23 protein-coding genes and 4 pseudogenes are annotated in these 25780 nt (G+C 68.4%); 10 read left to right on the top strand and 17 right to left on the bottom strand.

Annotation, left to right across the window (positions count from 1 at the left end):
- Positions 1-35: 35 nt before the first annotated feature.
- Positions 36-1859, bottom strand: coding sequence for an asparagine synthase (glutamine-hydrolyzing) (gene asnB, locus AB5J50_RS00910; RefSeq protein WP_369253943.1), 1824 nt, complete (start codon positions 1857-1859; stop codon positions 36-38).
- A gap of 466 nt (positions 1860-2325) precedes the next feature.
- Positions 2326-3141 (bottom strand): dienelactone hydrolase family protein, encoded by an 816-nt coding sequence (locus tag AB5J50_RS00905; protein ID WP_078973280.1) that lies wholly within the window; start codon positions 3139-3141, stop codon positions 2326-2328.
- A 108-nt stretch (positions 3142-3249) separates the two neighbouring features.
- On the opposite strand from AB5J50_RS00905, the gene AB5J50_RS00900 reads away from it, so the two are divergent.
- On the top strand, positions 3250-4260 hold the full coding sequence (locus AB5J50_RS00900) for a GlxA family transcriptional regulator (RefSeq protein WP_369253941.1): 1011 nt from the start codon (positions 3250-3252) through the stop codon (positions 4258-4260).
- A gap of 608 nt (positions 4261-4868) precedes the next feature.
- Here AB5J50_RS00900 and AB5J50_RS00895 read toward each other — a convergent pair.
- Entirely contained in the window at positions 4869-5162 is a 294-nt protein-coding gene (locus AB5J50_RS00895) for a hypothetical protein (protein ID WP_369253940.1), read from the bottom strand.
- 109 nt (positions 5163-5271) lie between these two features.
- Here AB5J50_RS00895 and AB5J50_RS00890 point away from each other — a divergent pair, with 109 nt between their 5' ends.
- The 3 genes from AB5J50_RS00890 (at position 5272) to AB5J50_RS00880 (ending at position 7423) form a co-directional block, all read left to right on the top strand.
- The gene (locus AB5J50_RS00890; RefSeq protein WP_369253939.1) at positions 5272-5499 is read left to right on the top strand and encodes a hypothetical protein; all 228 of its coding nucleotides are present in this window, start codon (positions 5272-5274) and stop codon (positions 5497-5499) included.
- Positions 5500-5970: 471 nt separating this feature from the next.
- Positions 5971-6468, top strand: a complete 498-nt coding sequence (locus AB5J50_RS00885) for a VOC family protein (protein WP_369253938.1) — start codon at positions 5971-5973, stop codon at positions 6466-6468.
- A 58-nt stretch (positions 6469-6526) separates the two neighbouring features.
- Positions 6527-7423 (top strand): IS982 family transposase, encoded by an 897-nt coding sequence (locus AB5J50_RS00880; RefSeq protein ID WP_369253937.1) that lies wholly within the window; start codon positions 6527-6529, stop codon positions 7421-7423.
- 789 nt (positions 7424-8212) lie between these two features.
- On the opposite strand, the pseudogene AB5J50_RS00875 reads toward AB5J50_RS00880, so the two are convergent.
- The 5 genes and pseudogenes from AB5J50_RS00875 to AB5J50_RS00855 form a co-directional block, all read right to left on the bottom strand.
- Positions 8213-8902, bottom strand: a pseudogene (locus AB5J50_RS00875) (IS3 family transposase); the annotation flags it as partial.
- Positions 8809-9027: pseudogene (locus AB5J50_RS00870) on the bottom strand (transposase); the annotation flags it as partial. The pseudogenes AB5J50_RS00875 and AB5J50_RS00870, both read right to left, overlap by 94 nt.
- 92 nt (positions 9028-9119) lie before the next feature.
- A complete protein-coding gene (locus tag AB5J50_RS00865; RefSeq protein WP_369253936.1) occupies positions 9120-9407 on the bottom strand; it encodes a transposase in 288 nt (95 codons plus the stop codon).
- 53 nt (positions 9408-9460) lie between these two features.
- A pseudogene (locus tag AB5J50_RS00860) lies at positions 9461-9964 on the bottom strand (leucine zipper domain-containing protein); the annotation flags it as partial.
- Positions 9964-10761, bottom strand: a complete 798-nt coding sequence (locus AB5J50_RS00855) for an alpha/beta fold hydrolase (protein WP_369253935.1) — start codon at positions 10759-10761, stop codon at positions 9964-9966. The gene AB5J50_RS00855 and the pseudogene AB5J50_RS00860, both read right to left, overlap by 1 nt.
- 36 nt (positions 10762-10797) lie before the next feature.
- Here AB5J50_RS00855 and AB5J50_RS00850 point away from each other — a divergent pair, with 36 nt between their 5' ends.
- Both AB5J50_RS00850 and AB5J50_RS00845 read left to right on the top strand, forming a co-directional pair.
- The gene (locus AB5J50_RS00850; RefSeq protein WP_369253933.1) at positions 10798-11418 is read left to right on the top strand and encodes a TetR/AcrR family transcriptional regulator; all 621 of its coding nucleotides are present in this window, start codon (positions 10798-10800) and stop codon (positions 11416-11418) included.
- A gap of 152 nt (positions 11419-11570) precedes the next feature.
- Positions 11571-12485, top strand: a complete 915-nt coding sequence (locus AB5J50_RS00845; protein ID WP_369265266.1) for an MBL fold metallo-hydrolase — start codon at positions 11571-11573, stop codon at positions 12483-12485.
- A gap of 183 nt (positions 12486-12668) precedes the next feature.
- Here AB5J50_RS00845 and AB5J50_RS00840 read toward each other — a convergent pair whose 3' ends face one another.
- Positions 12669-13460: a maleylpyruvate isomerase family mycothiol-dependent enzyme gene (locus AB5J50_RS00840; RefSeq protein WP_369253931.1), complete on the bottom strand. Its 792-nt coding sequence runs from the start codon at positions 13458-13460 to the stop codon at positions 12669-12671.
- Between the two features lie 27 nt (positions 13461-13487).
- Positions 13488-14348 (bottom strand): SDR family NAD(P)-dependent oxidoreductase, encoded by an 861-nt coding sequence (locus AB5J50_RS00835; protein ID WP_369253929.1) that lies wholly within the window; start codon positions 14346-14348, stop codon positions 13488-13490.
- 102 nt (positions 14349-14450) lie between these two features.
- On the opposite strand from AB5J50_RS00835, the gene AB5J50_RS00830 reads away from it, so the two are divergent.
- Positions 14451-14882: a MarR family winged helix-turn-helix transcriptional regulator gene (locus AB5J50_RS00830; protein WP_369253927.1), complete on the top strand. Its 432-nt coding sequence runs from the start codon at positions 14451-14453 to the stop codon at positions 14880-14882.
- A gap of 189 nt (positions 14883-15071) precedes the next feature.
- A pseudogene (locus tag AB5J50_RS00825) lies at positions 15072-16369 on the top strand (NF041680 family putative transposase); the annotation flags it as partial.
- A gap of 34 nt (positions 16370-16403) precedes the next feature.
- Here the strand turns inward: AB5J50_RS00825 and AB5J50_RS00820 are convergent.
- Together AB5J50_RS00820 and AB5J50_RS00815 are read right to left on the bottom strand one after the other, a co-directional pair.
- Positions 16404-17075 carry a transposase gene (locus tag AB5J50_RS00820; RefSeq protein WP_369253925.1) on the bottom strand — a complete coding sequence of 224 codons (672 nt, stop codon included), beginning with the start codon at positions 17073-17075 and terminating at the stop codon, positions 16404-16406.
- A gap of 553 nt (positions 17076-17628) precedes the next feature.
- On the bottom strand, positions 17629-18471 hold the full coding sequence (locus AB5J50_RS00815) for a helix-turn-helix domain-containing protein (RefSeq protein ID WP_369253923.1): 843 nt from the start codon (positions 18469-18471) through the stop codon (positions 17629-17631).
- A 103-nt stretch (positions 18472-18574) separates the two neighbouring features.
- Between AB5J50_RS00815 and AB5J50_RS00810 the strand changes: the two genes are divergently transcribed.
- Positions 18575-19285 carry an SDR family NAD(P)-dependent oxidoreductase gene (locus AB5J50_RS00810; RefSeq protein ID WP_369253921.1) on the top strand — a complete coding sequence of 237 codons (711 nt, stop codon included), beginning with the start codon at positions 18575-18577 and terminating at the stop codon, positions 19283-19285.
- A 63-nt stretch (positions 19286-19348) separates the two neighbouring features.
- Positions 19349-19801 carry a nuclear transport factor 2 family protein gene (locus tag AB5J50_RS00805; protein WP_369253919.1) on the top strand — a complete coding sequence of 151 codons (453 nt, stop codon included), beginning with the start codon at positions 19349-19351 and terminating at the stop codon, positions 19799-19801.
- A 219-nt stretch (positions 19802-20020) separates the two neighbouring features.
- Here the strand turns inward: AB5J50_RS00805 and AB5J50_RS00800 are convergent, their stop codons facing one another.
- From AB5J50_RS00800 to AB5J50_RS00780, 5 genes are read right to left on the bottom strand one after another with little or no spacing between them, the layout of a single operon-like run.
- Complete coding sequence (locus AB5J50_RS00800) at positions 20021-21124, bottom strand: histidinol-phosphate transaminase (protein WP_369253917.1); 1104 nt, start codon at positions 21122-21124, stop codon at positions 20021-20023.
- Positions 21125-21127: 3 nt separating this feature from the next.
- The gene (locus AB5J50_RS00795; protein WP_369253915.1) at positions 21128-22147 is read right to left on the bottom strand and encodes a 3-oxoacyl-ACP synthase III family protein; all 1020 of its coding nucleotides are present in this window, start codon (positions 22145-22147) and stop codon (positions 21128-21130) included.
- The gene (locus AB5J50_RS00790) at positions 22144-22797 is read right to left on the bottom strand and encodes an SRPBCC family protein (protein ID WP_369253913.1); all 654 of its coding nucleotides are present in this window, start codon (positions 22795-22797) and stop codon (positions 22144-22146) included. Before AB5J50_RS00790 ends, AB5J50_RS00795 begins: the two co-directional genes overlap by 4 nt.
- Positions 22769-24535 (bottom strand): thiamine pyrophosphate-binding protein, encoded by a 1767-nt coding sequence (locus tag AB5J50_RS00785; protein WP_369253911.1) that lies wholly within the window; start codon positions 24533-24535, stop codon positions 22769-22771. Before AB5J50_RS00785 ends, AB5J50_RS00790 begins: the two co-directional genes overlap by 29 nt.
- The gene (locus AB5J50_RS00780) at positions 24532-25554 is read right to left on the bottom strand and encodes a GlxA family transcriptional regulator (RefSeq protein ID WP_369253909.1); all 1023 of its coding nucleotides are present in this window, start codon (positions 25552-25554) and stop codon (positions 24532-24534) included. Before AB5J50_RS00780 ends, AB5J50_RS00785 begins: the two co-directional genes overlap by 4 nt.
- Between the last annotated feature and the right edge of the window lie 226 nt (positions 25555-25780).

Raw genomic sequence — 25780 nt, 5'->3', positions numbered from 1 at the left:
GTCGGTGTCCTGTGCGGTCTCGGCGACGGGGGCGGTCAGAGGTGGAGGGTGGGGCGGTGGGTGCGCAGCCAGTTGTCCAGGTCCAGGACGAGTTCCAGTCCCTCACGGGGGAAGCGGTCCGTGCCGGTGGGTTCGAGGAGCAGGCTGCGTACGGCGGCAGTGTTCAGCAGGTCGGTGGCGGGGCCGGCCTTGGTCAGGAGGCGGTCGACCTGTGCGGTGAGAGCCGCGCGGTAGGCGGGGTCGCGGACCATGGGGTAGGGGCTCTTGCGGCGGGTCAGGACCGGTTCGGGGAGCAGGTCGGTGACGGCGGCGCGCAGCAGGCCCTTCTCGCGGCCGTCGAAGGTCTTCATGTTCCAGGGGGTGTTGAAGACATACTCGACCAGGCGGTGGTCCAGGAACGGCACCCGGACCTCCAGGCCGACGCCCATGCTGAGGCGGTCGGCGCGGTCCAGCAGGCAGGGCAGGAACCGGGTGAGGTTGAGGTAGCTGTCGCGTCGCAGCGCGGCCTCTGCGGGTGTGGTTCCGGGTAGGTGCTCGATCTCGGTGCAGGCGGACTGGTGGAGTTCGGCGCGGTGTGCGGGCAGGTTCAGGGCGGCGGTGAGGGCCGGGTCGAGCAGCCGGGTCAGGTCCGCGCGGTCCAGCACGCTGTCCCAGGGAAAGGATTCCGCCGCCGCGGCCTGGGGGGTGAACCAGCGGTAGCCGCCGAAGAGTTCATCGGCCCCGTCCCCGGCCAGGGTGACCGGGAAGTCCTCGCGCACCGCCCGGTACAGCTGGAGCAGCGAGGTGTCGAAGTCCCCGAGCGTCAGCCCGTCGCGCAGGTGACCGACCCGGGCGCGCCGGACCGGGTCGGCGAGCGCATCGGCGTCCAGTGGTACCCGGCGGTGTGAGCTGCCCAGGTGGCGCACCATCAACTCGGCGTAGGGGCCGTCCGGGTCGCGCCCCATGGCGTCCCGGTCGGATGCCTGATTGCCGAGGTCCACCGACAGGGTGTGCAGGGTCCCGGCCGCGGGGCGGGCCAGCGCGGCGATCACGCTGGAGTCCAGACCGCCGGACAACAGGACGCTCACCGGCACGTCGGCCGCCAGTTGCCCGGTGACGGCCTCCTCCAGCAACTGCCGTACCCGCGCCACCGTGGCGGGCAGGCCGTCGCGGTGCTCGACCGGGGTCAACGTCCAGTAGCGGCGGGCGTGCACACCCTCGGGAGTCATGGTGACCGCGGTGGCCGGGGCGACCTCGTTCAGCCCCGCGAAGGCACTGCGCCCGGGTGTTTTGGTCATCGGGTGGGCGGACAGCAGCAGCTCCCGCAGTCCGTCCAGGTCCAGCCGCGCGGTCACCGCCGGGTGCGCCAGCACTGCCTTGGGCTCGGAGCCGAACACCACCGCGTCGCCGATTCGCGCGTAGCACAGGGGCTTGATCCCGAACCGGTCCCGCACCAGCGTCAGCCGTCGCGGGCCCGGCTCCCACGCGGCGTAGGCGAACATGCCCTCCAGCCGTGCGGGTGCCCCCTCGCCCCAGGCGTCGATCGCGTGCAGCACGACCTCGCTGTCGCAGCGGGTGGTGAACCGGTGTCCCAGGGCGGTCAGTTCAGACCGCAGCCGGGCGTGGTTGTAGACCTCGCCGGTGAATGCCACCGCCAACACCGTGCGCCCGTCGCGAGCCAGGATCATGGGCTGTCGGCCGCCGACCAGGTCCACGGTGGCCAGCCGGGTGTGTCCCAGACCGGCCACCCCCTCGGCCCACACGGCAGCGGCGTCCGGCCCTCGGCACGCCAGGGTCTCGGTCATCTCTTTGAGCGAGGTGTCTTCGGTGTCCTGGGGCACGTGGCCCGCGAAACCGGCATAACCGACCAACCCACACATCGTTGAAACTCCCCGACCCCAGCGCGGGGACGTGTCGCACGATCCGAATCCAAGGTCTCCCCTCACATCGCGGATACCGCGCGAAAGGGGAAGCCCCGGGGCCGAACCCGGTACGCCGGCCACCACCGCAGAAACGATCAAGACGCGCCCGGGTCACCCCTCTCGGACAGCGAACCGCCCGAACGAATGCCCATCTCAGTCGACGTGGCCCTTCCCAAGCGGATCGGACCAGATCATCTGAGATTGGAACCAGGTTGAGTGAGACGGGACACGTGATCAGAAACCACGACCTACCGGAGAGGCTGTCCTGTGCCACTGAAGATTGAACGTGTGTCATCGAAATCTGAGTGGCCTGTGTCACTCGTGGTCGCCGAGGGGCGGTCACGAGTACCCCAGGTCGACGACCAGATCGCATCGGGAAACGGCGGCGCTCTGTCGCATCGCCAGGTGCCGGAGTGCCAAGGGCTCATTCAGCCCACATCCCGAGCCGCTCGGCCAGGAAGGCGATGATCTCGTTCCGGGCCTGCATGGTGGGGTGACCGTCCTGGTCGACGAGGTGTGCCGTGACGACGCTGTGGGCGCAACCGACGACGTCACGGAAGAAGGGCGGAGGGTTCGTGTTCGCCGTCTCGGCTTTGAGTACGCGGCCGTCGAATGCGTCCCCGAGCAGCGCTCGGTAAGCCGCGAACCGCTGACCAGTGCACCACCTGTCGTTGTCGAAGCGGTAGGCGAGAACCTTCAATCCCTCTCGCGCTACGCGTTCAGCCACGGCAGCAGCGTCTTCGTCGCTGATCTCCAGACCGCCGGGATCGTCCAGCGGAAGCGACGGATGGTTGACCACTGGTGCGATGACAGCCGGTTCGAGCGCCATGGTCAAGGCGAAGTTGCCGGTAAAACACAGGCCGACGGCGCCGACGCCAGGCCCGCCACGCTCGGCGTGCGCCAGGCGGGCGAGGCCGCGCAGCCATGTGACGACGGGGCTGGTGCCGCCACCGGCGAAGGCTCGGAACTCGGCGCTGACGCAGGCGCGTCGAACGACGGTCTCGCGTGCCTCGGCGAGCGGGTAGGCACCGTCGACGCCGAAAAGAGAGGGCAGGTACACGGAGAAGCCGGCATCACGCACCCACCGCGCGAACCGCGCGACGTCGGGGCTGATACCCGGCATCTCGGGCATGAGGATGACTGCCGGTCCTGACCCGGCAACGTACACGGTCTTGTCGACGTCATCGACGCTGACGGCTCTCCGTGAGAAGTCGTCCAAGGGGTCGCTCTGTCCTCGCATGATTGTCATGACCGAGATGATGACGAGCGGCCGCCCTTCTGAGAAGCGGCGGCATCGCCACGTATCACGGTAATATCGCCACCCGTTCGAAGGTGCCGGAGGGGCCGCATGAGTCCGCTGCGCGTTGGTGTGCTGGCCTACCCCGGCTGCTTCGCGTCGGAGGTATTCGGCGTCCCTGACCTCCTGGCAATGGCAACTCACGTCGCCGCGGCGCAAGGGTCGGTTCAGCCGGCCTACGAGGCGTTGGTCATCTCGCCCCGGCGTCGTGTGATCGCGGCCGGCGGCTCGGTCCTCGACGTCTCGGCGGTTCGCCCGGTGGACGTCCTGATCGTGCCAGGATTCGAGCTTTCGCCCACGCTCGATCTCGACGCGACACTCGCAAACCTGGGACCGGAAGCAGCGTGGATTCGATCGCAGGCGGCCTCGGGGACTGCTGTCGTATCGATCTGCGTAGGCGCCTTCCTGGTCGCTGAAGCCGGGCTGCTCGACGGGCGCCAAGCGACCACGTCCTGGTTGTTCGCGGATCGGTTCGCCCGCCGGTACGCCGACGTGCGCCTCCGCCCGGAGAGCTTGGTCGTGACCGACCGGGGGGTGACGACCACAGCGGCCTTCAGTGCCATGTACGACTTCGCCCTACAGCTCATCCGCGAGCACGACGGCCCCCGCGTCGCCCGTAGCACCGCGCGTATCGCGCTTGTTGATGATGCGCGTTCCACGCAGGCTCCCTATGTCGACCCGGGGCTCATCCCCACTGTGGGCAGGGAGTTCTCGCTCAGCGTCAAGCGGTGGCTCGACCAGAACCTCAGTGCTCGCTATGACCTGCCCACCCTCGCTCAGGAGTTCCACGTAAGCACGAGAACCATGCTCCGCCGCTTCGGCGACGAAGCCGGCCAGACGCCACTCGCGTACCTGCAGACGGTCCGGGTGCGTCGAGCCAGACACCTGCTGGAGACGACCGACAGGACCATCGCGAGCATCGCCGCCGACGTCGGGTACGGCGACCCTGGGGCGTTCAGCGGCATCTTTGCCAGACATACGGGCCAGCGGCCGAGGGAGTACCGCGCGATATTCCATCGTCGCTGCGACCACCACGGGTCAACCCGAAGAACGGAGACTTGAGACCCGCCCGCGACGGCAACAGGCCCCCTCAAGGCCGGGCCAAAGCGCAGGCCTCCGCGAGCCCACAACCCCTACCCCTGGCACACCAGCACCCCGGCTGTGAAGCTTCGATGGCACGAACCACTGGCCATCACTCTTCGGTGGCAACGCTCAAGCTTGGATGTCACAGGACGGAGGCGCCCGCAGCCCCAAGCGCACCGAGGTTAAAAGACAAGCTGAGGGCGTCGCCCACCTGATGAATCAGCTGTCGAGTGATCAGCGGAGCGAGCTTCTGGAGCTGTTGGGGGCGATGGCTGCAGCCGAGACGGATCCGGCTCGGCGGGAGTTCCTGGAAGGGTTCCCGGAGGGCTTTGGACTCGTTGAGGATCCGGCTCTGCTTCACGAGTAGAGCAGGACGCGCCTGCGGAGCAGAGCGAAGCTGGCCCGGCCGAACATCTGGCGCTTGAGCATCTTGATCCGGTTGACGTGTCGTTCGACGACGCCGGAGCCCTGGGGAGGGTGAGTCCGGCGACGACGGCGTCGAGGTCGCGATCGTCTGGGCTGACTCCGTCAAGATGAACTGCACCCCCGCCAGGGCCGCACTGCTCGGCCGCCGGGTGAGGCTCCGCTCAGGAGCAGTTCCACTGGCGTGCCAGGGCGACGGGCGCGAACCGCGAGCAGTCATCGGTGGCCGGATAAGCGTCGGAGCCTACGAACCACCACCCAGTGCCGGGGGTGAACCGGAAGAACTGCAGGCCCGAGCCCTCGTCCTGGAGTTGGACCCGGTCGTCGCCTGTCGCGCCGGCACCAGCTTCGAAGCGGACGGCTGCATAGAGCGTGGTGCCGCAGCTGCCGTAGTAGAAGTTGCCGGGCTTCGGCTGGATGTGGCTGACCCTCTTGGCGTGCTCCCAGGTTTGGGTCACTGCAGACTTCACGTCGGCGTGGACCGCCAGGTTCTTACACGCGGCAGGGACGGCAGCGGCGGCGCTCGGCGTTGCCGTCGGCCGGGAGGCGCCGGCCATCGCTTTGGCGGTGGGGGCCGGAGAGGTGCTCGCCACCGCGGTCGGGCTGACGGATGCCGCCACCGCCTGCGAGTCCGTCGGTGTGGGCGAGGCCGAGGACGTTGCGGATCCCGATGCACTCCGGGCAGCCGTAGCCGCGGCGCTCGCACTCGCTGCCGAGCCGGAACCGTCGTTGCAGGCCGCCAGGCCCAAACAGGCTGCGAGTGCCAGTGCGGCGGTGGCCGCGGCCCGTCCGTAGTCGACGGCCATAAGTCCCCCACTCCCGACGCGAACTCTCGCGCTCCCGCTTCTCGCCGCAGACTATAGCCCCGGGCCTCGCCCACGATTCGCCTCGGACCGCATGAGGACGTGGCTAACGTGCCTCAACGACCGAGGCCATCGCTGAACTGCGCAGATGTCCGGCGACCACTAGACGATCAAGTCCTATGTCTGGCCTACGCGTCTCGCGAGATCCTGCCTTGGCTCGCTGACGGCTCCCCGAGCCGAGCGGTGGGGATAGGGCCAGGCAGGCGGCCCACGTTGCCTGTCCCGGTTCACCGCGCCTTGACCATGACGTCATGGGGGTGTGAGCGGCGCACTCGTTCTGGACGGGGTCCATGGGGGTGATGTGCGCTGCCATCCGTCGAGCATCTTCTAGGACAGGAGCTGACCTAGTTGAGGGCTAGCGTCATCGCCACATTGAGGCACTCGCACTCCAGGAGGCGGTCAGATGTCCGTAAACCCGGTTCCCCAGGGCTATACCACCGTGACGCCATGGATCATCTCCCGCGACACGGTGCAGCTCATCGACTTCATGAAGAGGGCGTTCGGCGCGGAGGAGCTCGCGTGCCTGGCCGGCCAGGACGGCAGCATCGAGCATGCGGAGGTGCGGATCGGTGACTCGGTGGTGATGATGTTCGACGCGCGGCCGGAGTGGCCGCCGACCCCTGGCTTCCTCCGCCTCTACGTCGAGGACGCCGACGCCGTGCACCGTCAGGCAGTTGCGGCCGGCGGCACCTCGGTCACCGAGGTCACTCACCTGTTCTTCGGAGACCGGGTCGGCCGGGTGCGCGATCCGCTGGGCAACCTGTACTGGATCCAGACCCGCGTGGAGGAGCTGAGTCCGCAGGAGATGGAACGCCGTATCGGGGACCCGGAGTTCACCAAAGCGATGGAGTACGTCCAAAGTGCCGACTTCTTCCCAGGCCGGGCCTCTGGCCTCGGCTGAGCGATGACCGGCGGAGCGGCGCATCCACGAGTGAGGAGAGGCCGTCCAAGATCGTTGTGTGACGAACGAGAGCTTGGACACCTTGCTGACCGCACTCTACGTAAAGATCGACGACGAACTGGAAACGGGCCGACGGATGGGCAGGCCACCGCAGTTGACTGATGCAGAGCTGGTCACGTTTGCGGTGGCCCAGGCACTGCTCGGCTTCGGCTCGGAGACCCGCTGGTTGCGGTACGCGTATGCGCACCTGGCGTCGATGTTTCCGTATCTGCCGCAGCAGTCCGGGTACAACAAGCGGCTCAAGGTCGCGTTGCTGCTGGTGAAGAAGGCGATACGGATGCTCGCGGTGGATACGGACTTCTGGTTCGACAACCACTGGATCGTCGACTCGACGCCGGTGCCGTGCGGGATGTCGCGGCCGACGGTAAAACGCTCGGAGATGGCGGGCTGGGCCGGATACGGGTACTGCGCCTCCCACTCGCGGTTCTTCTGGGGCCTGCGCCTGTACCTGGTCTGCACCCCCACCGGCATGCCGATCCTGTGGGCGCTCGCCAACCCGAAGATGGGCGAGCGCGAGGTCTTGCAGGCCATGCTCGACGTCGAGTCGGACCTGGTCGCCCAGCGGCCCGGGCTGCTGCTGATCTCCGACAAGGGCTTCGCCTCCAAGGAGTTCGAGAACGACTTGGCCATGCAAGGCATCGAGCTGCTGCGGCCCTCGTTCAAACGGGAGAAGAAACGCAAGGGCGAGTCACTCCTCAAGTCCGTACGGCAGCTCATCGAGTCCGTGAACGACACACTCAAGGGGCAGCTGGACCTCGAACAGCACGGTGGGCGCACCCACGAGGGTGTCGCCGTCCGCGTCGCCCAGCGCATCCTTGCCATGGCCGCAGCTATCTGGCGAAACAACAAGACCGGAGCCCCCACCATGCGCTCCCTCGTCGCGTACGACCACTGAACACATCAGACTCATTCGTCTAGATAACGGCGGCTCCCGGCGACATCAACAGCCTTGCGCTGCCCACGACGTCGTGTACGCAGCGTCACGCTCCACACAACGAGAGCCAGAGCCCTGAAATTCAACGAGCCCCATCAACGGGGCGGAATTGCCGTCGGCGCACCGGGAGTGAGTGCGGTGGGGCTTTCGGGCGGTACGCGGGAGACGGGCGGCCAGGCAGAAAAGCGGGGCCAGCCGCCAGGTGGCGGCTGGCCCCACAGTGGCGGAACGGGCTGCGTTAGCGCCCCCAGGACGGTCGCGGTCGAAGGCAGCAACCAGGGCGGCCGTCGCGGCGATGACGCTTACGATGCCTTCGGCGATGAAGCCGATCGGCTGGTCGGTGCAGACCGCCAGGGTGATCAATGTGCCGAGGGCGAGGGTAACGAGGCAGACGAGCGACGTCGGCCGCAGGAGGCGGAACGCGCGTCGCCTCTCTGCCTCTGTGGTGTCGGCGGGGGTCGGGTCTGTTGTCACGGAGTGCGCTCCACTGGTGGTCTCGATGGACGTCGGCGGGCGAGGCGGCCTCCTGGGGGAGCAGGAGGCCGCACTCGTTGGTGGAGCGCGGCCTGCGGTCGCTGTACCCATGTATCCAGCCTGACCTGCATCAACTCCGGCTACGGAAAGCCTGCTTGACAGCTCGTTTCCGGCTGCGGCACCAGAGGGTTGAGCTGGCCTGATGCCGCGACGGCGGGATACTGGCAACCTCTCTTGACATGAACATGTCAATCCCCTCGAATCGTGGAGACCTTCCTATGCAGCCCGCCCCTCGCTGAGGCTGGCCCAGTAGTCGTGTTCGTAGTTGATCGGGCTCTTGAAGCCACACACGCTGTGTAGCCGTCGGGCGTTGTAGAAGTCGGTGATCCAGGTGGCGATCCGGATCCGGGCCTCGGTGCGGGTGGCGAAGGTGTGCCGATGGGCGTACTCGACCTTCAGGACGCTGTTGAACGCCTCGCTGACGGCGTTGTCGAAAAAAGATCCGACCCGGCCCATGGACTGGAAAACGCCCTGTTTGCGGCAGGCCCGGCGGAACCTCCGCGAGGCGTACTCGCTGCCGCGGTCCGTGTGGAAAATAACGCCGCGCACGTCGCCGCCGCGGGTCGCCGTGGCCATGTGCAGGGCGACGACGACCAGTTCGGCATCGTGGCGAACGCCCATCGCATAGCCCAACAGGCGGCGGGAGAACAGGTCGATGACCGTGGCCAAGTACAGCTTGCCCTCACCGGTTTCGATCTCAGTCATATCCCCGCACCAGACCAGATCGGGGGCCTCGGCGGTAAAGTCGCGGCGCACGAAGTCCGGGGGGCCGGCCGTCTGCCCGGCCGGGTCGGCCCCCGCCGTCTGCGCACCTTCCGCGCGACCAGGCCGAACTCGGACATGATCTTCGCGATGGTGTTCACCGAGACCTGCCAGCCCTGCCTCACCAGCCTGATCCAGATCTTCGGCGAGCCGTAGGTGCCGCCGGAGTCGTCGAACTCCTCCTTCACCGCTTCGATCAGATGCTGTCTGCGCAGCTCACGCCGGGTGGGCCGGCGGGTGCGGTGCTTGTAGAACCACGCCTCGCTCACGCCCAGAGCGCGGCAGGAGACGCGATGCGAAATGCCGTGCTCGGTCCTGAAGTCGCTGATCACCCCGACGACGGACGCCGGGTCCGCCACGGCTACTTCACCCACAGGACCATGCAGCGTTTGAGGACATCACGCTCCATGACCAGTTCCTTATTGTCCCGCTTGAGCTGGGCGTTCTCCCGCCGCAGACGCTCCAACTCGTCGCTCCCGCCGGCCTGTGAGGTCCCTGCCCGACGGGCGCGGGAGACCCAGCTCGCCAGGGTGGTCTCGTTGATCCCCAGGTCTTCGGCGACCTCGGCGATCGTCTTGCCGGTCTCCGTGACGATCCGTACGGCCCCCTCACGGAACTCCGGATCGAACTTCCGTCGCTTCTCCGCCATGACTCCCAACATCCCCTGCAGTCACGGTCTTCACGCTACGAGAGGAGGGACAGGTCGCTGTCTCGGCCGTGGGCTCGCCATCCGCCGCCGTCAGGTATCCGTCCGACCTTCTTCACGTCGATGTGCACCATGTGTCCCGGCCGGCGAGCGGTGATCGTGCGTGGTTTCCGCGTGGTGTGGCCGTCGGGGTCGATGAACCGTCGCCTGCTCAGACCGAGACGGGCGAGGTGCCGGGTGACGGTGCGACGGCTCACGGCGTGCCCGGTTTGGCTGAGTTCGAAGGTGATTCGTCCTGCGGACCACTTGTGGTTTCGGCGCATCTGCTCGGTCCGCTCCACGACCTCGCCCGGTGTGGCTGTGGGTTGGCGGTGGGGTGTGGAGGACCGGTCGCGCAGGCCGAGCTCACCATGACGCCGGTACCGGTTGACCCACTTGGAGGCGCATGCCCTGGAGATGCCCATCTCCGCCGCAACGTGGGCGATCGGGCGTGACTTGCATCGCTCGACGAGTCGCCTGCGGCCTTCAATGGAGAGAGGTGCGTTGGCATGGGTGCCCATCAGATGGCGGCGAGGTTGTTGAGCAGGTGGCCCAGCTCGGCCGGTGCCTGAATGTGGGCCAGGTGGCCCTGGCCGGGGAGTTCGTGGACTCCGGCGCGAGCGACGTGCTGCCGCACGTTGTCGAACGACGTTCCGTAGGGGGCTGTTCCGCGGTTGCACTGGCCGATGATCAGGTCGACTTGATCTGCCTGTCGCGCCATCGCATCCGGAGGCAGCGCCGCGTTGAGCGCGCCGAGTTCCGCGTACAGCGGTCCGCTCAAGCAACGCAAGACCGCCCAACCGTGCTGATCGGCCCGAAGATCCTCGACATGCGCAGCGGAGAAGCCGGAGATCTGCCGATTGACGATCTCGACGCAGCGATCCCAGTCCGCCGTCTCCGCCGCGTGCTTCAGGTCCGGCAGTGCATGATGTCCGAATGGCCGCATCACCGGCTCGTAGGCGATCACCTGGGGTATCGGGCGATCGTTGGCGGCCAGCAAGGTGATCAAGCCGCCGTAGCTCCAGCCGAAGAGCGCCCTCGTGCTGTCGAACTCGTCAAGGACCACGCCGAGGTCCTCGACCTCTGTCCGCAGCGAGTAGGAATTGGTCAACGGCCCCGAGGAAGCACGTCCCCGACGGTTCACGACCATCACTGAGGGCCAGGCATCGATGGCGCCCGCAACACGGCGCCACGTATGCGCATCGCTCATCACGCCTGGGACGACGACGAGGCCCGGGGCATCCGGCTCCCCGTACACATCGACCGTGACCCAACTGTCCCCGCCGACCGGCAGCCTCTTCTGAATCGTTCGCTCCATAAGTCTATTATGGAGCGAACGATCTATAATGCAAGCGTGACCGAACGCAACCGTGGACGACCTCGAGCCTTCGACCGCGACCGCGCGGTCCTTGACGCCGCTCGCCTCTTCTGGCGACGCGGCTACTCCGGCACCTCGACCCGGACCCTGACCGCGGCCCTCGGGCTCTCCACCTCCAGCCTCTACGCCGCTTTCGGCAGCAAGGCCGGGCTGTTCGAGGAAGCGGTGCGGGCCTACGCCGAGCGTTACCGCGAGATCTACGAGCAGGCTGTCGCCGAGAAGGACATCCAGACCGTCGTCGAACGCATCCTGACCGACTCGGTCCACGAGTTCACCCAGCCAAGCGACAGGCATCCCGGGTGTCTCATCAGCAGCGCCGTGATGACTGACAGCACGAGCACGCTCGATACCAGCGCCTACGTCGCCGAACTGCACAGCTCGAACGAGCAGGCCCTCCTCATGCGCATCGAACGAGCGATCCAGGACGGGGAACTAGCCGCGGGCACCAACGCAGCGGTCCTGACCGGGCTCATCCAATCCGTCTGGCACGGATTGTCAGTGCGGTCCAACGTCGACACGGCCCGCGAGGACCTGCTCGCGACGGCACAACTTGCTCACCAGCTGATCTGCCAACAACTCACGTCACCAACGTCATGACCCGCAACACCTAGTTCGCGGTGGCGACCTCGTCTCCAGGGCCTGCGCGCGGATGTAGTCGCGGTCCAGCCGGGCGGCGACGGCGAAGACCATGTGGCTCAGGGTCCCGGGTAGTATTCCTGCCGCCCGCCAGCGAAGATGCTCGCGTGAAGATGCCGATCGGGCGGCCGAGTCTGCGGCCCTACCTGCCGTACAAGCAGCGCCCCGCCACTGGCAGTGACGGGCTGACCGCACACTTCCTGGGCACCAGCTCGGTGCTGCTGTCGGACGGGCAGACCCGCGTGCTCAGCGACGGGTTCGTCACCCGGCCGGAGATGCTGCGAGTCGGCGTGGGCAAGATCGCTCCCGACCGCGCGCTGGTCCGGTCCGCCATCGACCGGCTGCACGTGGATGACCTGGCCGCGGTGGTGTGCGCGCACTCCCACTACGACCACGCCCTGGACGCACCGGTGTGGGCGTTGGAGACCGGCGCGGAGCTGGTCGGCTCGCCGTCCACCGCCAACATCGGGCGCGGCCTGGGCGTGCCCGAGCCACAGCTGCGGGTGGTCGGCGACGGCGACACCCTCACCTACGGCAGCTTCGAGCTGACGTTTCTGGACTCCGTGCACAGCCCCGGCGATCGCTACCCCGGCACCGTCGATGAGCCGCTGGTCCCTCCGGCCCGTGCCCGTGCGTGGAAGACCGGCACCGCCTACTCCGTGCTCATCAACCACCCCCGCGGGCGCCTGCTGCTACAGGCCAGTGCCAACTGCCGCCCCGGCGCCCTGCGCGGCCGCCACGCCGACGTCATCTACCTGGGCATCGGCAGCCTGGGCAACCAGACCCCACGGTTCCTGCACACCTACTGGGACGAGGTCGTGCTCGCGACCGGAGCCCAACGGGTCATCCTGGTGCACTGGGACGACTTCTTCACCGGCCTCGACCAGCCCCTGCGCCCCATGCCGTACTTGCTCGATCGCCTCGACATCACCATGAGCCGGCTGCTTCCCTTGGCCCGCCGGGACGGCATCGACGTCGTCCTGCCCGTCACCTGGCAACCAAGCGAACCACTCATCGGCCTCGGATGAACGCGGCGCCTCAGCCTCCTCGTCAGTCGAACTCACCGCTCCTCGTCGTCCTCGTCGGGCGTGGCCGGGCGGGCCCGGCGCGCCGAGCGGGACGGGGCTTCTGCACGGTGAGCCGCCGGTTCATCTGCCGCCGATCGCTGCGGGGTGGCACCACGTCCTTCTGACCGCTCGAGCAGGGTCGGCTCAGAACGCTGAGTTGGCGAACCAGCGGTCCAGCAGGGCGGGGCTCCCCTGGCGTTCGAAGCGGTCGTCCATCGGGTCCAGTCGGCCGTAGAGCAAGGGCAGGAGGTCGGCCGCGGCGCCGCGGAGGGTGGCGTCGGCGGCGGTCTCCCGGCCAGGGCCATCCGTTGCGATGCCGAAGCGGTCCGGCTGAAGACGGACCAGCCAGTCGCCTTCGCCGTCGATGCAGCGGAAGCGGATGGTCTGGCCGGTCCCGCGCAGCTGCGCCGTGTTCGGCGCGAAGAAGGCCGCAAAAGGCAGGTTGACCAGGAACTCGTCCACACCGTCCACCGCCAGCGCGCGGTCGACCATCGGCCGCCGTCCGAGGGCGAGCTCGGCGTCCACCCGGTGCACCAGCGTCTCGTACAACATCCGGCGGGCCCAGAACCGGGCGTGCTGGTCGGCCCCCCAGGCCCACATCGGGGTGTCCGGGGCGGTGGCCGCGAACGCCCCGGCGGCCTCGACCGCGCTCGCGGCCAGCCAGTCGGGATAGTCCTCCGGCCGCGGCGGGAGCTGTAGGTCCACGTCCCTGCTCGTCGGCGGCTGCTGGATCTCCTTTCGCAACAGCACGGCGAACCAGCGCTGCACACTGCCGGTGTGCTTTACCAGATCGGCCAGGTTCCATCCGGGACAGGACGGGACAGGGGTCGTCGGATCGGCGCCCTGGACCGCGGCCACGAACGCGGCGGTCTCGGCCGCGACGGACGCCCGGTGGTCGACCGCCGTCGTGGGATGTGCCGGTCGGTGTGTACTCATGATTGGTCGTCCTCCTGGGTTGCGGGGTCAGGCGACCCAGCTGCCGGTCAGGGCCAGGACGGATGAGCCGTCGAGGTCGCCGAGCTTGGTGCCGGCGAAGGTGCGGGCCGCCTCCGAGGTCTGGATCCGGAAGGCGGGCCGGTCCCCGCTGAGCGCCTCGATGATCGGTGCGGCGGCGTCCGCCGGGGGCTGTGCGGCGTTGGCGAAAGTGTTCCGGGTCCGCTCGAGGTAGGCGCGCAGAGCGGGCGCGTACGGACCTGCGGCATCGATCACGGCCGGATCGAAGCCTACGTTGCTGACGAACTCGCTCGCCACCGCGCCCGGTTCGACCACGGTGACGCTCACTCCGGTGGTCGCGGCGACTGGCGCGAGCGACTCCATGAAACCCTCGACCGCGAACTTGGCGGCGCAGTACGCCTCATTGAACGGCTGGCCGACGACGCCGCCGACGCTGGTGACGGTCACCACCCGCCCACCGGTCGCGCGCAGGTGCGGCAGTGCGGCCTTGGTGACGTGCAGCACACCGAAGAAGTTGACCTCCAGTACCTGGCGCACGTCGGCGATCGTCTCTTGTTCGAGGGTGCCCACGTGCCCGGCCCCCGCGTTGTTGACCACGGCGTCGAGGCGCCCGTGGTCGGCGATCACGCCTGCGACGGCGGCCTCCACGGAGTCCGGGTCGGTGACGTCCAGCTGCCGTACCTGGATCCGTCCGGCCACTCCGGCCGCGTCGGCGGCGGCGAGCAGGGCATCGGCCCGGGAGGTGTCGCGCATGGTCGCGACGGTGTTCCAGCCGGCCTGGGCCGCGGCGACGGCAGCGGCCAGGCCGATGCCCGAGGAGGTGCCGGTGATCAGGACGGTTTTCTCTGGAGCCGGGGTTCCGGTGGTCATCTCGGTCTCACTCCCCACAATAGTTATGGTCGACCACTAATATGTTCCATAACTATGGTGACCCATATCTGTCACTGTCAAGCCAATGGCTAGAGTGGAGCGATGTCCTACCGACCGGATGACGTCACCCGCCAGATCGTCGCCCTGTTCGCCGCGATCAACCGCCGGTACGCCCGGGAGTCGGAACAGGCGGCGGCCGAGCACGAGCTCACCCCGCTGCAGGCCAAGGCGCTGCTCGCGGCAGAGGAGCCGGTACCCATGCGCCGGATCGCCGAGTATCTGCACGCCGAGCCGTCCAACGTCACCACGATCGTTGACCGCCTGGAGGGTCGCGGACTGGTCGAGCGGCACCCCGCGCCCGACGACCGCCGGGTCAAGCTGGTCGCCGCCACCGAGACCGGCCTGCGCGTGGCTGCCGATCTGCGGACCCGGATGCCGTTCGCCTCCCGGCCGCTCCACGCCCTGGACGACCGACAGCGCGAGACGCTACGCGACCTGCTCCAACTCGTGGCAGGTTCCGAGTCGCCGAACTGACACCGCCCGGCGACGCAAAGGGACGCGGGCAGGGGTGGATCCGGCTGAGCTTGTCTCTTAACCTCTGGCCTCGAACGTCGCGTCGTACGCACTCACTCGTCTGGGGATTCGCCGGGCAGGCGGACGGCCTTCGCATGATCATGCGTTCCGCCACGGAATCACGTTCATACGAAGGCCGCAGAGGTGAGTTTGCTGCACCACGATGCCCGGCGGGACGCGTTCGACTTCGCATCACACTTCCGGGAGGACTTCTACTCGTGCCTGACTCGGCGCGGTGACACGCTGTTCGAGCTCACGGACGCGATGCTCTGCGAGGACGGGCCGGTGACCTCGCCGGTCGATCTGACGCTGCTGGCCGAACACCGGCGGGGGCACGGCGCGTTGTACGACGACGCCTTGAACCACGGCCGTGTCGACGCGGCCGGGCTGCGGCGGGCGCTTGCGGCGTTGCTGCAGCCCAAGGCCGCCGACGGGCGCCTGGTCCTGGCGGTCGATGTCTCCCCGTGGCTGCGCCCGGACGCACCGACCAGCCCGGACCGTCTGTTCTGCCACGTCTACGGGCGCAACGGACGCTCCAGCGACCAGTTCATTCCTGGCTGGCCTTACTCGTTCGTCGCCGCCTTGGAGACGGGCCGCACCTCGTGGTGCCAGCTGCTGGACGCAGTCCGCCTCGGTCCCGACGACGATGTCGCCGAGGTCACCGCCGCCCAGGTCCGCCGCGTCGTCACCGACCTGATCGACGGCGGCCAGTGGGAAGGCGGTGACGCCGACATCCTTGTCGTCTTCGACGCCGGCTACGACGCCCCGCGCATGGCCTATCTCCTCGACGGCCTCCCGGTGGAGGTACTCGGCCGGATGCGCTCGGACCGGATGATACGCAAGCCCGTCCCGCGCCCGTCCCATGCATCTCGCCGCCGCAAGGCGGCTGGCCCCCGAAGCACGGCAAGGAGTTCCGCTTTGCCAGGCCGGACACCTGGGGTGAGCCGGACACGGCGACCGTGCAGGTCACCGACCGGTACGGCACCGCGCAGGCCATGGCCTGGGACCGCATCCATCCCCGGCTGACCACTCGCTCCGCCTGGATCGACCACGAGGACGAACTCCCCGTCATCGAGGGCACGTTGATCCGTCTCCAGGTCGATCACCTGCCCGGCGGTCAGGACCCGCTACCCGTGTGGCTGTGGCCCTCCAAGACCGGCATGACCGGCGAAGACGTCGACCTGCGCTGGCAGGCGTTCTTGAGGCGCTTCGATCTTGAGCACACCTTCTGCTTCGGGAAGCAGACCCTGGGCTGGACCCGCCCCAAGCTCCGAACTCCCGAGGCCGCCGACCGCTGGACCTGGCTCATGATCGCTGCCCATACCCAGCTACGGCTCACCCGCGAGGCCGCGGCCGATCTCCGCCGCCCCTGGGAGAAGCCGGCCGAGCCCGCACGGCTCACCCCGGCCCGCGTCCGACGAGGGTTTCGGAACCTCCGCCCGCACCTGCAGAGGCTGTCGCACGGCTCCTGCCCGGTGAAGGTCAAGAGTGCTTCTTGGGCTTGTGATTGATGAGCTTGTTGATGTTGTGCACCGTGCCGAGGAGCTTGATCTCGGCGTCCACCGCCTGGCGGCCTTGGTAGTTGAGGTGTCGTCCGAAGCGTTGGAAGATCTGGGCGAATCCCGGCTCGACCAGGGCACTGCGCTGACGGTACTGGGCCCGTCCTGTTGGAGTGGCGAGGCGGGCCGTCATGTCCTGCTGGCCGGCAGGGGCCTGCTGACGTTTAGCGGGAAAGCCTGCCTGGTCGGCATCGCTGGTGACCGAGACCAGTAGCGGGAGGTCGGCGAGGGCCTCGAAAGACGCGGCGGAAGCGTACCCGCTGTCGGCGAGCCAGAGTTGGATGTCGCCGGGGAGCCGTGCGGCCTGGTGATTGTGCTGGGTCTTCTTCACCATCGGAACGAGGGCCGTCCTGTCCGAGGGATTGTCGTGCGCCTCGATAGCCAGCAGCAATTGACGGCGGGCGCACACGATCTGGATGTTGTATCCCTGCAGGTAACCGCCGCGTTTGCCGGGAATCAGCCGGGAGTCGGGATCGCTCAGGCAGGCACGGGACTCCGGGGAGGGGGCCGGTCGGGGTGTGCGGGCCCGCTCCAGCCAGGCACGCATCTTCACCAGCCGCGTTCGCTGGCGAACGAGGACGGTCTTGTGCTCCATCGGATCGGCGGCCGTCCGTTCGCTCCACGACGTCCTGCCGCCCGGTCCTTTCGGACGTGGAGCTCGTACTTCTTCAGCTTCTCCTGGTGAGCCTCGGCTCATGGGGATCGCCGTCAGCCGCACCGCGCTCCTGCGCCGTGTGATGGACATGCTCCATCGGTCGGCTTGCAACACGGAGACGAGCCGTTGGATCATCCTGCGGCATCACGCCGGGAACGTCGGAACCCGGCGGCTGACGTTCCAAACCTCACAGTCGTACGGTGCCCGCATGAGCAGAGACGGGATACCCCGGCTGCGGCTCATCCTGCACACGAAGGAGCACGCCGGGCTGTGCGAGAGAGACCACATCGCCGACCAGCTGCCGTAGTGGCGAGCGATCCCTGCTGTCCACCATCCGCCGATGATCGTGGGGACTCGCCACGCAGTCAGCAGTCCGCGATGACAGACCGAAGGCACCAGGCCACTGCCTGCTCGTCGCTCGGGCCTTCGTCGCCGGCCTCCGCGGGCTGCTTCCGGGCCGGGTGCGCAAGCGGGGAGGCTCTGGCTCGGTGTGTCAGGTCAGGGTCTGGGTTCCGATGGCGCTGAGCAGGGCGAATTGTTCGGCTGTGCTGGTTCCCGGTGGTGCGGAGCAGATGGCGATGCGCAGGTCGTTGCCGGGGACGGTGAGGGTGTCGCAGTCGACGGTGACGAGCCCGAGGTCGGGGTGGTGGACGGTTTTGCTGTCGGTGGTGTGGAAGCCGACCGCGTGGGAGTCCCACAGGTCGTCGAAGCGTTCGCTGGCGCCGCGAAGGCTGGTGATCAGTGTCCTGAGGTGCGTGTCCTTCGGGTAGCGGGCGGCGGAGGAGCGCAGGTCGGAGACGAGGGCCGTCTCGAACCGGTCCTGCTGGTCGGGGGTGTGGGTGACGCGGGTGGGCAGGTGGGTGAAGTGCCGCCAGGCGATGTTGCGGTCCTTGCCGCGCCAGGGCGAGGGGTCGCCCATGAGGGCAGCCCACAGGGCGTTCCAGGTGATGAGGTTCCAGGCGGCGTCGTGAACGCTGAGCGGGTTGCTGTGGAGTTGGTCGAGGAGGCGCTGGACGCTGGGCGCGACGTGCGGGGAGACCTGTCCTGTGGTGGGCGGTGCCTGGCCGGCGAGCAGGTAGAGGTGGTCGCGTTCGGTCTCGGTCAGGTGCAGGGCACGGGCGAGGGAGGCCAGGACCTGCGGGGAGGGTGAGGTGGCGCGGCCTCGCTCCAAGCGGACGACGTAGTCGACGGAGAGACCGGCGAGCTGGGCGAGCTCCTCGCGCCGCAGCCCGGGGGCCCGGCGGACACCTCCGAGAGGGAGGCCCAGCTCCCGAGGGCTGGTGCGGTCACGCCAGTGGCGCAGGGCCTGGCCGAGGGCTAGGGGATCGTCGTTCACGCTCCCATTGTCCGTGCTGGGCCATTCATCAGCCTGGTACTGGCCGACCCCCCGCTGAGGAGAGCTCTCCCTGTCCTCCGGTGCGGCGCGCAGGCTGACTGCCATGACAACAGTCACCGTGATCACCGGGGCCAACAAGGGCCTCGGGTACGAAACGGCCCGCCGCCTGATCGAGCAGGGCCACACCGTCTACGCCGGCGCACGCGATCCGCAGCGCGGTGAGCAGGCCGCCAAGGCGCTGGGAGCCCGGCCGCTCCTGATCGACATCACCGACGATGCGTCCGTGACCGCTGCGGCGGAACTGGTCCAGGCCGAGGCCGGCAGGGTGGACGTTCTGATCAACAACGCCGGCATCGCAGGCCCTGTGGCGGCGACCGGGGAGCTGACCGCCGCCGACCTTCAGCAGGTGTACGACACCAACGTCTTCGGCGCGGTGCGCACCACGCGAGCCTTCCTGCCACTGCTGCAGGCCGCGGACCGCCCGGCGATCGTGAACGTGTCCAGCAGCCTGGGCTCACTGACCATCAACGCTGACCCGGCCGCACACACCGACATCCTGCCGGCCTGGGTACCACTGCTGGCCTACAACTCCTCCAAGGCCGCGCTGAACATGCTGACCCTGCTGTACGCCCAAGCGTTCCCGCAGATCAGCGTGGTCTCGGTCGACCCCGGGTTCAGCGCGACCGACCTCAATGGCCACCAGGGCACCCAGAGCGTCGAGGAAGGCGCGGCGGTGATCGCTGCAGCCGCCACGGCCGGCCCCGACGCGCCCAGCGCCGCCTTCGTCGGCACCACCGGCACCGTGCCCTGGTGACCCCACCGACCTTCCGTCCGGCCGTATCCCGCGGCCGGACCGCACGACCAAGAAGGAATGATCATGAACAGCGTGCACCAGAAGTCTCTCGAGACCGCCCAGGCGTTCATCACCGCGTTCGAGAACCGCGACACGTCCGCTGTGGCGGCCCTGCTGTCGGATGAGGCGATCTTCGTCATCCCGCTGTCGATCGCGGGCACTCCCGAGCCCTGGTACGTCTTCGACAGCCCCGCCGGCGTGCTCGCCTACATCGAGTCGGTCGCGGCGAAGTTCGACCACGTCGCCTTCCTGGACAAGGCCTGGACGGTCAGCCAGGACGCCCGCTCGGTGTTCCTGCAGGCCAACGGCGACATCCTGTCCAGCGCGGAGAAGCTCGTCTACAACAACGTCTACATCTTCCGCATCGACGTCGCCGACGGTCAGATCGTCAAGGTGTGGGAGTACGCCAACCCGGTCGCCTACGCCAACCTCGGCATCGCCGACTCCGAGGCGGAAGCAGCCGCCCAGGCTCGCTGACACTCCAGGTCACCGAGCTACAGAAAGCAGCAGCCGCAGAGGGCGCCCCCAGGGACCGCAAGGGTCTCCGGGGCGCCCCCGGATGCCGTCCGAGCCGGCCACGTCACAGCCGCTGTCGCGCGCAGGTGACCGGCGGTCACCGTCCGCAGGATTCGGCGGGGCCGTCACGCCCTTGCCACACCCCGCAATGTTGGTGCTCCGGCCGGGCCCAGGAAGCCGTCAGGACTGGCGCATCTGTGTTCTCCACCCGCTCACCGGCAGACGGCGATCCGCGGCGACCGCCTCGTCCGCCGGTGCGTTCGGCGCACGCCTGCCTGACGCGTTGGGGTGTCCCACTCCCGCCAGCGCGCCGACCACGGCGTCGTTGGCCTCCGGGCTGCCGATGGTGATCCGGAGTCCCTCGCCGGGGTAGTGGCGTGCCTGAACACCGGCCGCGGTGAGTGCGATGGCGCCCTCGTCGACCGGATCGGGCGTGGGGAGCCAGAGGGAGTTGGCGTGGCTCGGGTGTACGTGCCAGCCGAGGTCGACGAGTCCGTTCTGCAGCCGTTCGCGTTCGGCGACGACGGTGTCCACGCGTCGGCGCAGCTCGCTGCCGGCCTGTAGTGAGGCCTTGACCGCCGCCGTTGCCACCGCGTTGATCCCGAAGGGCAGCTGTTGTCGGCGGACCCGTGCCACCAGGTCGGGGACGCCGAGTCCGTAGCCGACCCGCAGGGCTGCGAGGCCGTAAGCCTTGGAGAAGGTGCGCAGGACGAGCAGGTTGGGGTGCGAGTCCAAGAGCGCGGGTGTGTCCGGCAGGGCGGTGTGGCGGGCGAACTCCACGTATGCCTCGTCGAGCAGCACGGTGACGTGTCGGGGCACCTGCCGCAGGAATGCCGACAGTGTGTCCGCGGTGATGAGGCTTCCGGTGGGGTTGTGCGGATTGCACAGCACCACGACGCGGGTGCGGTGGTCGAGCGCCGCGAGTAGGGCGCCCAGGTCCTGGTGTCCGTCCGGCGACAGGGGCACGGGGACGGGGTGCGCGCCGACCATCGTAACCAGCAGGGGATAGGCGTCGAACGTGCGCCAGCCGTAGGCCACTGTGTCGCCGGGTTGGACCACTGCCTGGAGCAACTGCAGGGCCACGCCCACGGATCCGCTGCCGACCGCGACGCGGTCGGAGGTCACCTGGCACCATGCGGCGATCCGCTCGGTGAGGTCGTCGGGATGGAACTGCGGGTAGCGGTGGGCCTGTGCGACGGCCCGTTGCATCGCCTCGCGTACCGAGGGCAGTGGGGGATACGGGCTCTCGTTCAGGGCAAGTCGGTGCAGTACGGGGATGTCCATCGCTCAGTCCCGTCCGCCGTGCCAGCGGACGGCGACGGCACCGGCGAAGTCGCCCGCGTGGGCGAATCCTCCGAGCACCACCAGGTTGCCGTCCTCGACCTGCCCGGAGCCGATCGCGTGGTCCAGGGTGATCGGGATCGCCGCGCCGAAGAGATTCCCGTACTCGTCGAAGGTGTTCAGGTGCCGTTCCGCCGGCAGCTGCAGCGCCTCCCGCCAGTTCCGTAGAAAGGTGCGGTTGGGCTGGTTGGTGATGAGGACGTCGATGTCGGTGGTCGCCACGCCGAGCCGCCGGCACAGGTCCGCGACCACCTCGGGGACTAGGCGGTTCCCGCGAGCGAGGACCTTGGCGATGCTGGCGTCGGTGAAGCCGATTCGTAGTTGGGACTCTCCCGGTTCCCAGTACTTACGGCCGTCGTCGACCGCCACAGTCATGTCCCCGGCGTACTCGCCGATGTGCCGGGTCTCCACGTCGAGGACCGGTGCGTCGGACGACGTCGTCACATACCCCACACCGCAGCCGTCGCCCGGGATCGCGGCCTGAGCCAGCCTACGCACCTGGGACTGGGTGAAACACTGGCCCGCGGCGCTTTGGGCATTGCAGATCAGGGCGGTCTTCGCATCGGTGGTGGTGAGGATCTGCCGGGCCAGCTTCAGCATGTACACGAAAGAGGCGCAGCCCGCGTTGGCCACGTCGACGAGCCACTCCGGGTTCAGGCCCAGTCGGCGAGCCACCTCGGTGCCGGCGCCCACGAACGGCAGGTCCGGCAGCTGGCTGTGCACCAACAGCACGTCGACGCCTCGGATCTCTTCCCTGCCGTGCCGTTCGATCAGAGGCTGTACGGCGCGTTCGACCATGTCCGCGTTGGTCTCGTCCGCGGCTACGTGGTGCCGTAACGGCGGGACCTTGAACATGGGGTGGTTGCGGAGCTTGTCCTCGGCTCCGGGGTACTCGGTGTAGAACTCCGCGGGGACCGGCTCGCCGGGAAGGTAGCTCGCGACGTCGGTGAGGCTGACCGTCGTCACTGCGCCACCGCCCGTGCCGGAGCCACGCTGATCGGCAGTCCGTTGCGGTGGCGGTGTTCCAGGATCGCCTTGAGGTTGTTCATCTCCACGGTGTGCCCTGCGTAGAAGAGGTCCCAGTAGTCGCCGACCCAGGGCCGGTCCGGGCGGGGCGCGTTCTCGGGATGCGGGTTGGCGTCGTAGTAAGGGTGTCGGCAGTTGGTCCAGGTGATCACCGAACCCGGCTTGTCGAGTACCAGTCGGGCCGGGACGACGCGCATCAGGTAGATCATCCACAGCTTCTCGCCCTGGTCCCACGAGCAGTGGTAGTCCACGGTCATGGCCTCGGGGTTTGCGACCACCTTGCAGTAGATCCTGGTGTCGTCCTCGAGCCGGTCGTGGCCGATCCACAGCCCCGGTGTGCCGGAGGGCGCGAAGTCCCGCAGGCTGCAGGTCCACTCCTCCAGGTGGTGCCCCTGGCGCAGGTAGTCGTAGGCCGACTCCGGGGGGCAGTCGACGTACTCGTGGATGGTGCAGTACTGCCCGTAGACCTGATGGTGGGGGTAGACGGCGTGGGTGAGCTCCATGCAGTGGGCGGTCAGTTCCTCCTTGCCGGGGTTCTCGACCCGCATCAGACCGGGGATGTCAGCCAGCGTGGACGACTCCTCGCTCATCTGAACTCTCCTTGCTCTCGGCGCCGTTGGTGCTCTCGGTGATTTCGGCGAAGGACTGGAAGGGAAGAAACGGCGGGATCTCCCGCGGGTCGCAGTTCACAGCGACGAACGCCGGGCCGCCGCCCGTATTGCCGCGCAGCAGCGCCGTGCACAGCTGCGCCCCGTCGCCGGCCCCTGTGGCATCGAGGGACGGGAAGGCGGCGGCCACTCCGGCGGCGAGGTCGGTCCGGGCGAACAGGTCGTCGTTGCGGACCCCGCCCTGGAAGAACTCCTCACGCAGCGCGCACATGGCGTGGGCGTTGTTGTTGAAGATCACGAAGGTCACGGGTGCGGCGTACTCCACGGCGGTGTGCACTTCCATCCCGTGCATGAAGAAGGCCCCGTCTCCGGCGAGGACGTAGGTACGTCGACCGGTGGCGAGCGCGGCGCCGATGCCGGCACCGAAGGTGTAGCCCATCCCACCCATGCCGACCGCCACCACGAAGCGGCCGTCGCGCGGTGCCGGGAGCAGATGGACGGCGCTGGCCCCCGCGTTGCCGGCGTCCACGAAGACGTGCGCGTCCTGGGGGAGTGCCGCCTCCACCGCGGCGACCGCCTGGACATAGGGGATGGTTTGCCCAGGGGCCTGAGGAAGCGGGCTCGGCACGGGGGTGGGAAGGGGACCGGCGTGCGGCGGACAGGGACGTGGGCCGGGCGGCAGGCGGGCGGTCACAGCGCGCAGCGCGTCCCGCAGGTTCCCGCCCAGCGCGGTGCCTGCCACGAACGGCGGTTCGGGGCCGAGGCAGACGACGTCGGTGGTGGCCAGGGCCCGCTCGAGGCCGCCGCGTGCCATCATCGGCAGTCGGGTACCGACGAGCAGGCATACGTCGGCTCGCCGGAGACAGTCTTCGACGTTGGCGTGGCCCATCACTCCGGCCACGCCTGCGAATCGGGGATCACGGTTGTCGAAGACGTCCTTGGCGTCCGGAGTGACCGCCACCCATGCCCCGAGGCGCCGAGCCAGTTCGGCGAGCTCCGTACGCGCGTCGGCGGCGGCGAGATCTTCACCGGCGATGACGAGAACGCGGCCGGCCTTGCGAAGAGTGTCCGACGCGGTGGTGAGGGCGGCTCCGTCGAGCCGCGCCGCTGGTGCCGTCGGCACGCACGGTGTCGAGCCCGCGCCCCGGCCGGGCACCCGGATCTGTGCCTGCTGCACGTCCTTGGGCAGCAACAACACGGCCGGCCCGCGTGGATCGGCCTGGGCCGCCGCCACTGCCCGGGGCAGCAACTCCGTGAGCGAGTCCGCGTCCTCCACCCGGGCGCAGAACCGGGAGACAGGTGCGAAAACCTCCCGAGCATCGAAGGAGCCCGCCTTGCCGCTGGAGTCCTGGAACGCCCCGTGGCCTTCCTGGCCGGTCGGTGGCTGGCCCACCAGGGCCAGCACGGGCACCCGCGAGGCATGGGCTTCTGCCAGACCCGGAACGAGATTCATCGCCCCACCGCCCGAAGTGGCGGCAACAACGCCGATGCGCCTGGTGGTACGTGCGTATCCGTCGGCCATGGTGACGGCGGAGAACTCGTGTTTGGCGACGATGCCGCGGACGGAGCCGCAGCGGTGCACGGCGTCATACAAGTCCTCGATGTTCGCGCCGCCGACGCCGAACACGTGGGTGACGCCGGCCCTGGCGAGTTCCGCGACCAGATAGTCGACCAGGCGTACCGTTTCCGCCTCGCGCAAGTTCGAGGTCGTGCTGGTCATGCGGGGCTCCTCTCTCCCTCGTGGTGCCGGTCGATGAGGCCGGATGGCGAGATGACCTGAAAGCGGTGCCGGTATTCCTTGGGAGTGAGTCCCAGGGTTCGTCCGAAGGAACGGAAGAACGTCTCGGTCGCGGCGAATCCGCAACGGCCGGCTATCTGGCTGATCGCCAGATCGGTGGTCTCCAGCAGCTCGCGTGCGCGGGTGATACGTGTCCGCTCGACGTACTGGGCGGGAGTCGTGCCCACCTCGCGGCGGAAAACCCGGGCAAAGTTGCGCTGACTCATGTTGGCCTGCCGCGCGATCTCGGCCACAGGCAGCGGGTGGTCCAGGTTGCCCAGAATCCACTCCTGTGCTGCCCGGATCGGCGGATGGTCGGCCAACTGGGCGTCGAGGACGGCGCTGAACTGGGACTGTCCCCCGTGCCTCTTGAGGAACAGCACCAGAAACCGTGCCGTCTCCAGCGCGAGCGCCGCACCGTGATCGGCCTCCACCAGAGCAAGCGCCATGTCGATGCCCGTCGACACGCCCGCGGAGGTCACGAAGGGGCCGTCCCACACGAAGATCGGCTCGGCCTCCACTGTCACCTCCGGATAGCGGCACGCCATCGCCTCGCTGTACGCCCAGTGGGTGGTGGCGCGTCTGCCGTCGAGAAGGCCCGCCTCGGCCAGCAGAAAGGATCCGCCGCATACGGAGGCGATTCTGCGCGACCGGGCTGCCGCCCCGCCGATCCAGGAGATCAGCCCCCGGTCCCGAAGCGCGTTGTGGAGACTCCAGCCGCCGGGCACGAGGAGCGTGTCGATCGGCCCCTGCCCTGCCTCCAGGGGTGAGGCTTCCACCACCACTCCTGAACTCATGCGCACCAGTGGTGCGTCGGCGGAGACGAAGTCGATGCGATAAGGGGCGTCCGAGGGGTCGAGGAGCCGGTTCGCGGTATCGAACACTTCAATCGGTCCGGTGATGTCCAGGGCCATCGCGCCCGCGAACACCACCACAACAACACGTCGCTCCTTCACGTTCACAGCCTGTATCGACTGCCGCACTGGCTGCAATGACAGATTACTGACGGATCCTGCCAACAAGCAGCCGGTGGACGGGGAAGAGGGGCGCTCGCCAGGCAGTTCGTGTGTCCGAGCGGACAGTGCTGCGTGAGACAGCTCACAGGGTGTCGGTGTGGTGCTGCGGCGCACCAACGCCCTCGCCTTCGATTCACGTCCGACTTCGAGGCCTGCCCTCGCCGTGGGTCAT

Source organism: Streptomyces sp. R35 (assembly GCF_041053035.1).
Classification (GTDB): Bacteria; Actinomycetota; Actinomycetes; order Streptomycetales; family Streptomycetaceae; genus Streptomyces; species Streptomyces lutosisoli.
The sequence above is the reverse complement of the archived record's forward strand: the minus strand, read 5'-3'. Positions and strand labels throughout refer to the sequence as shown.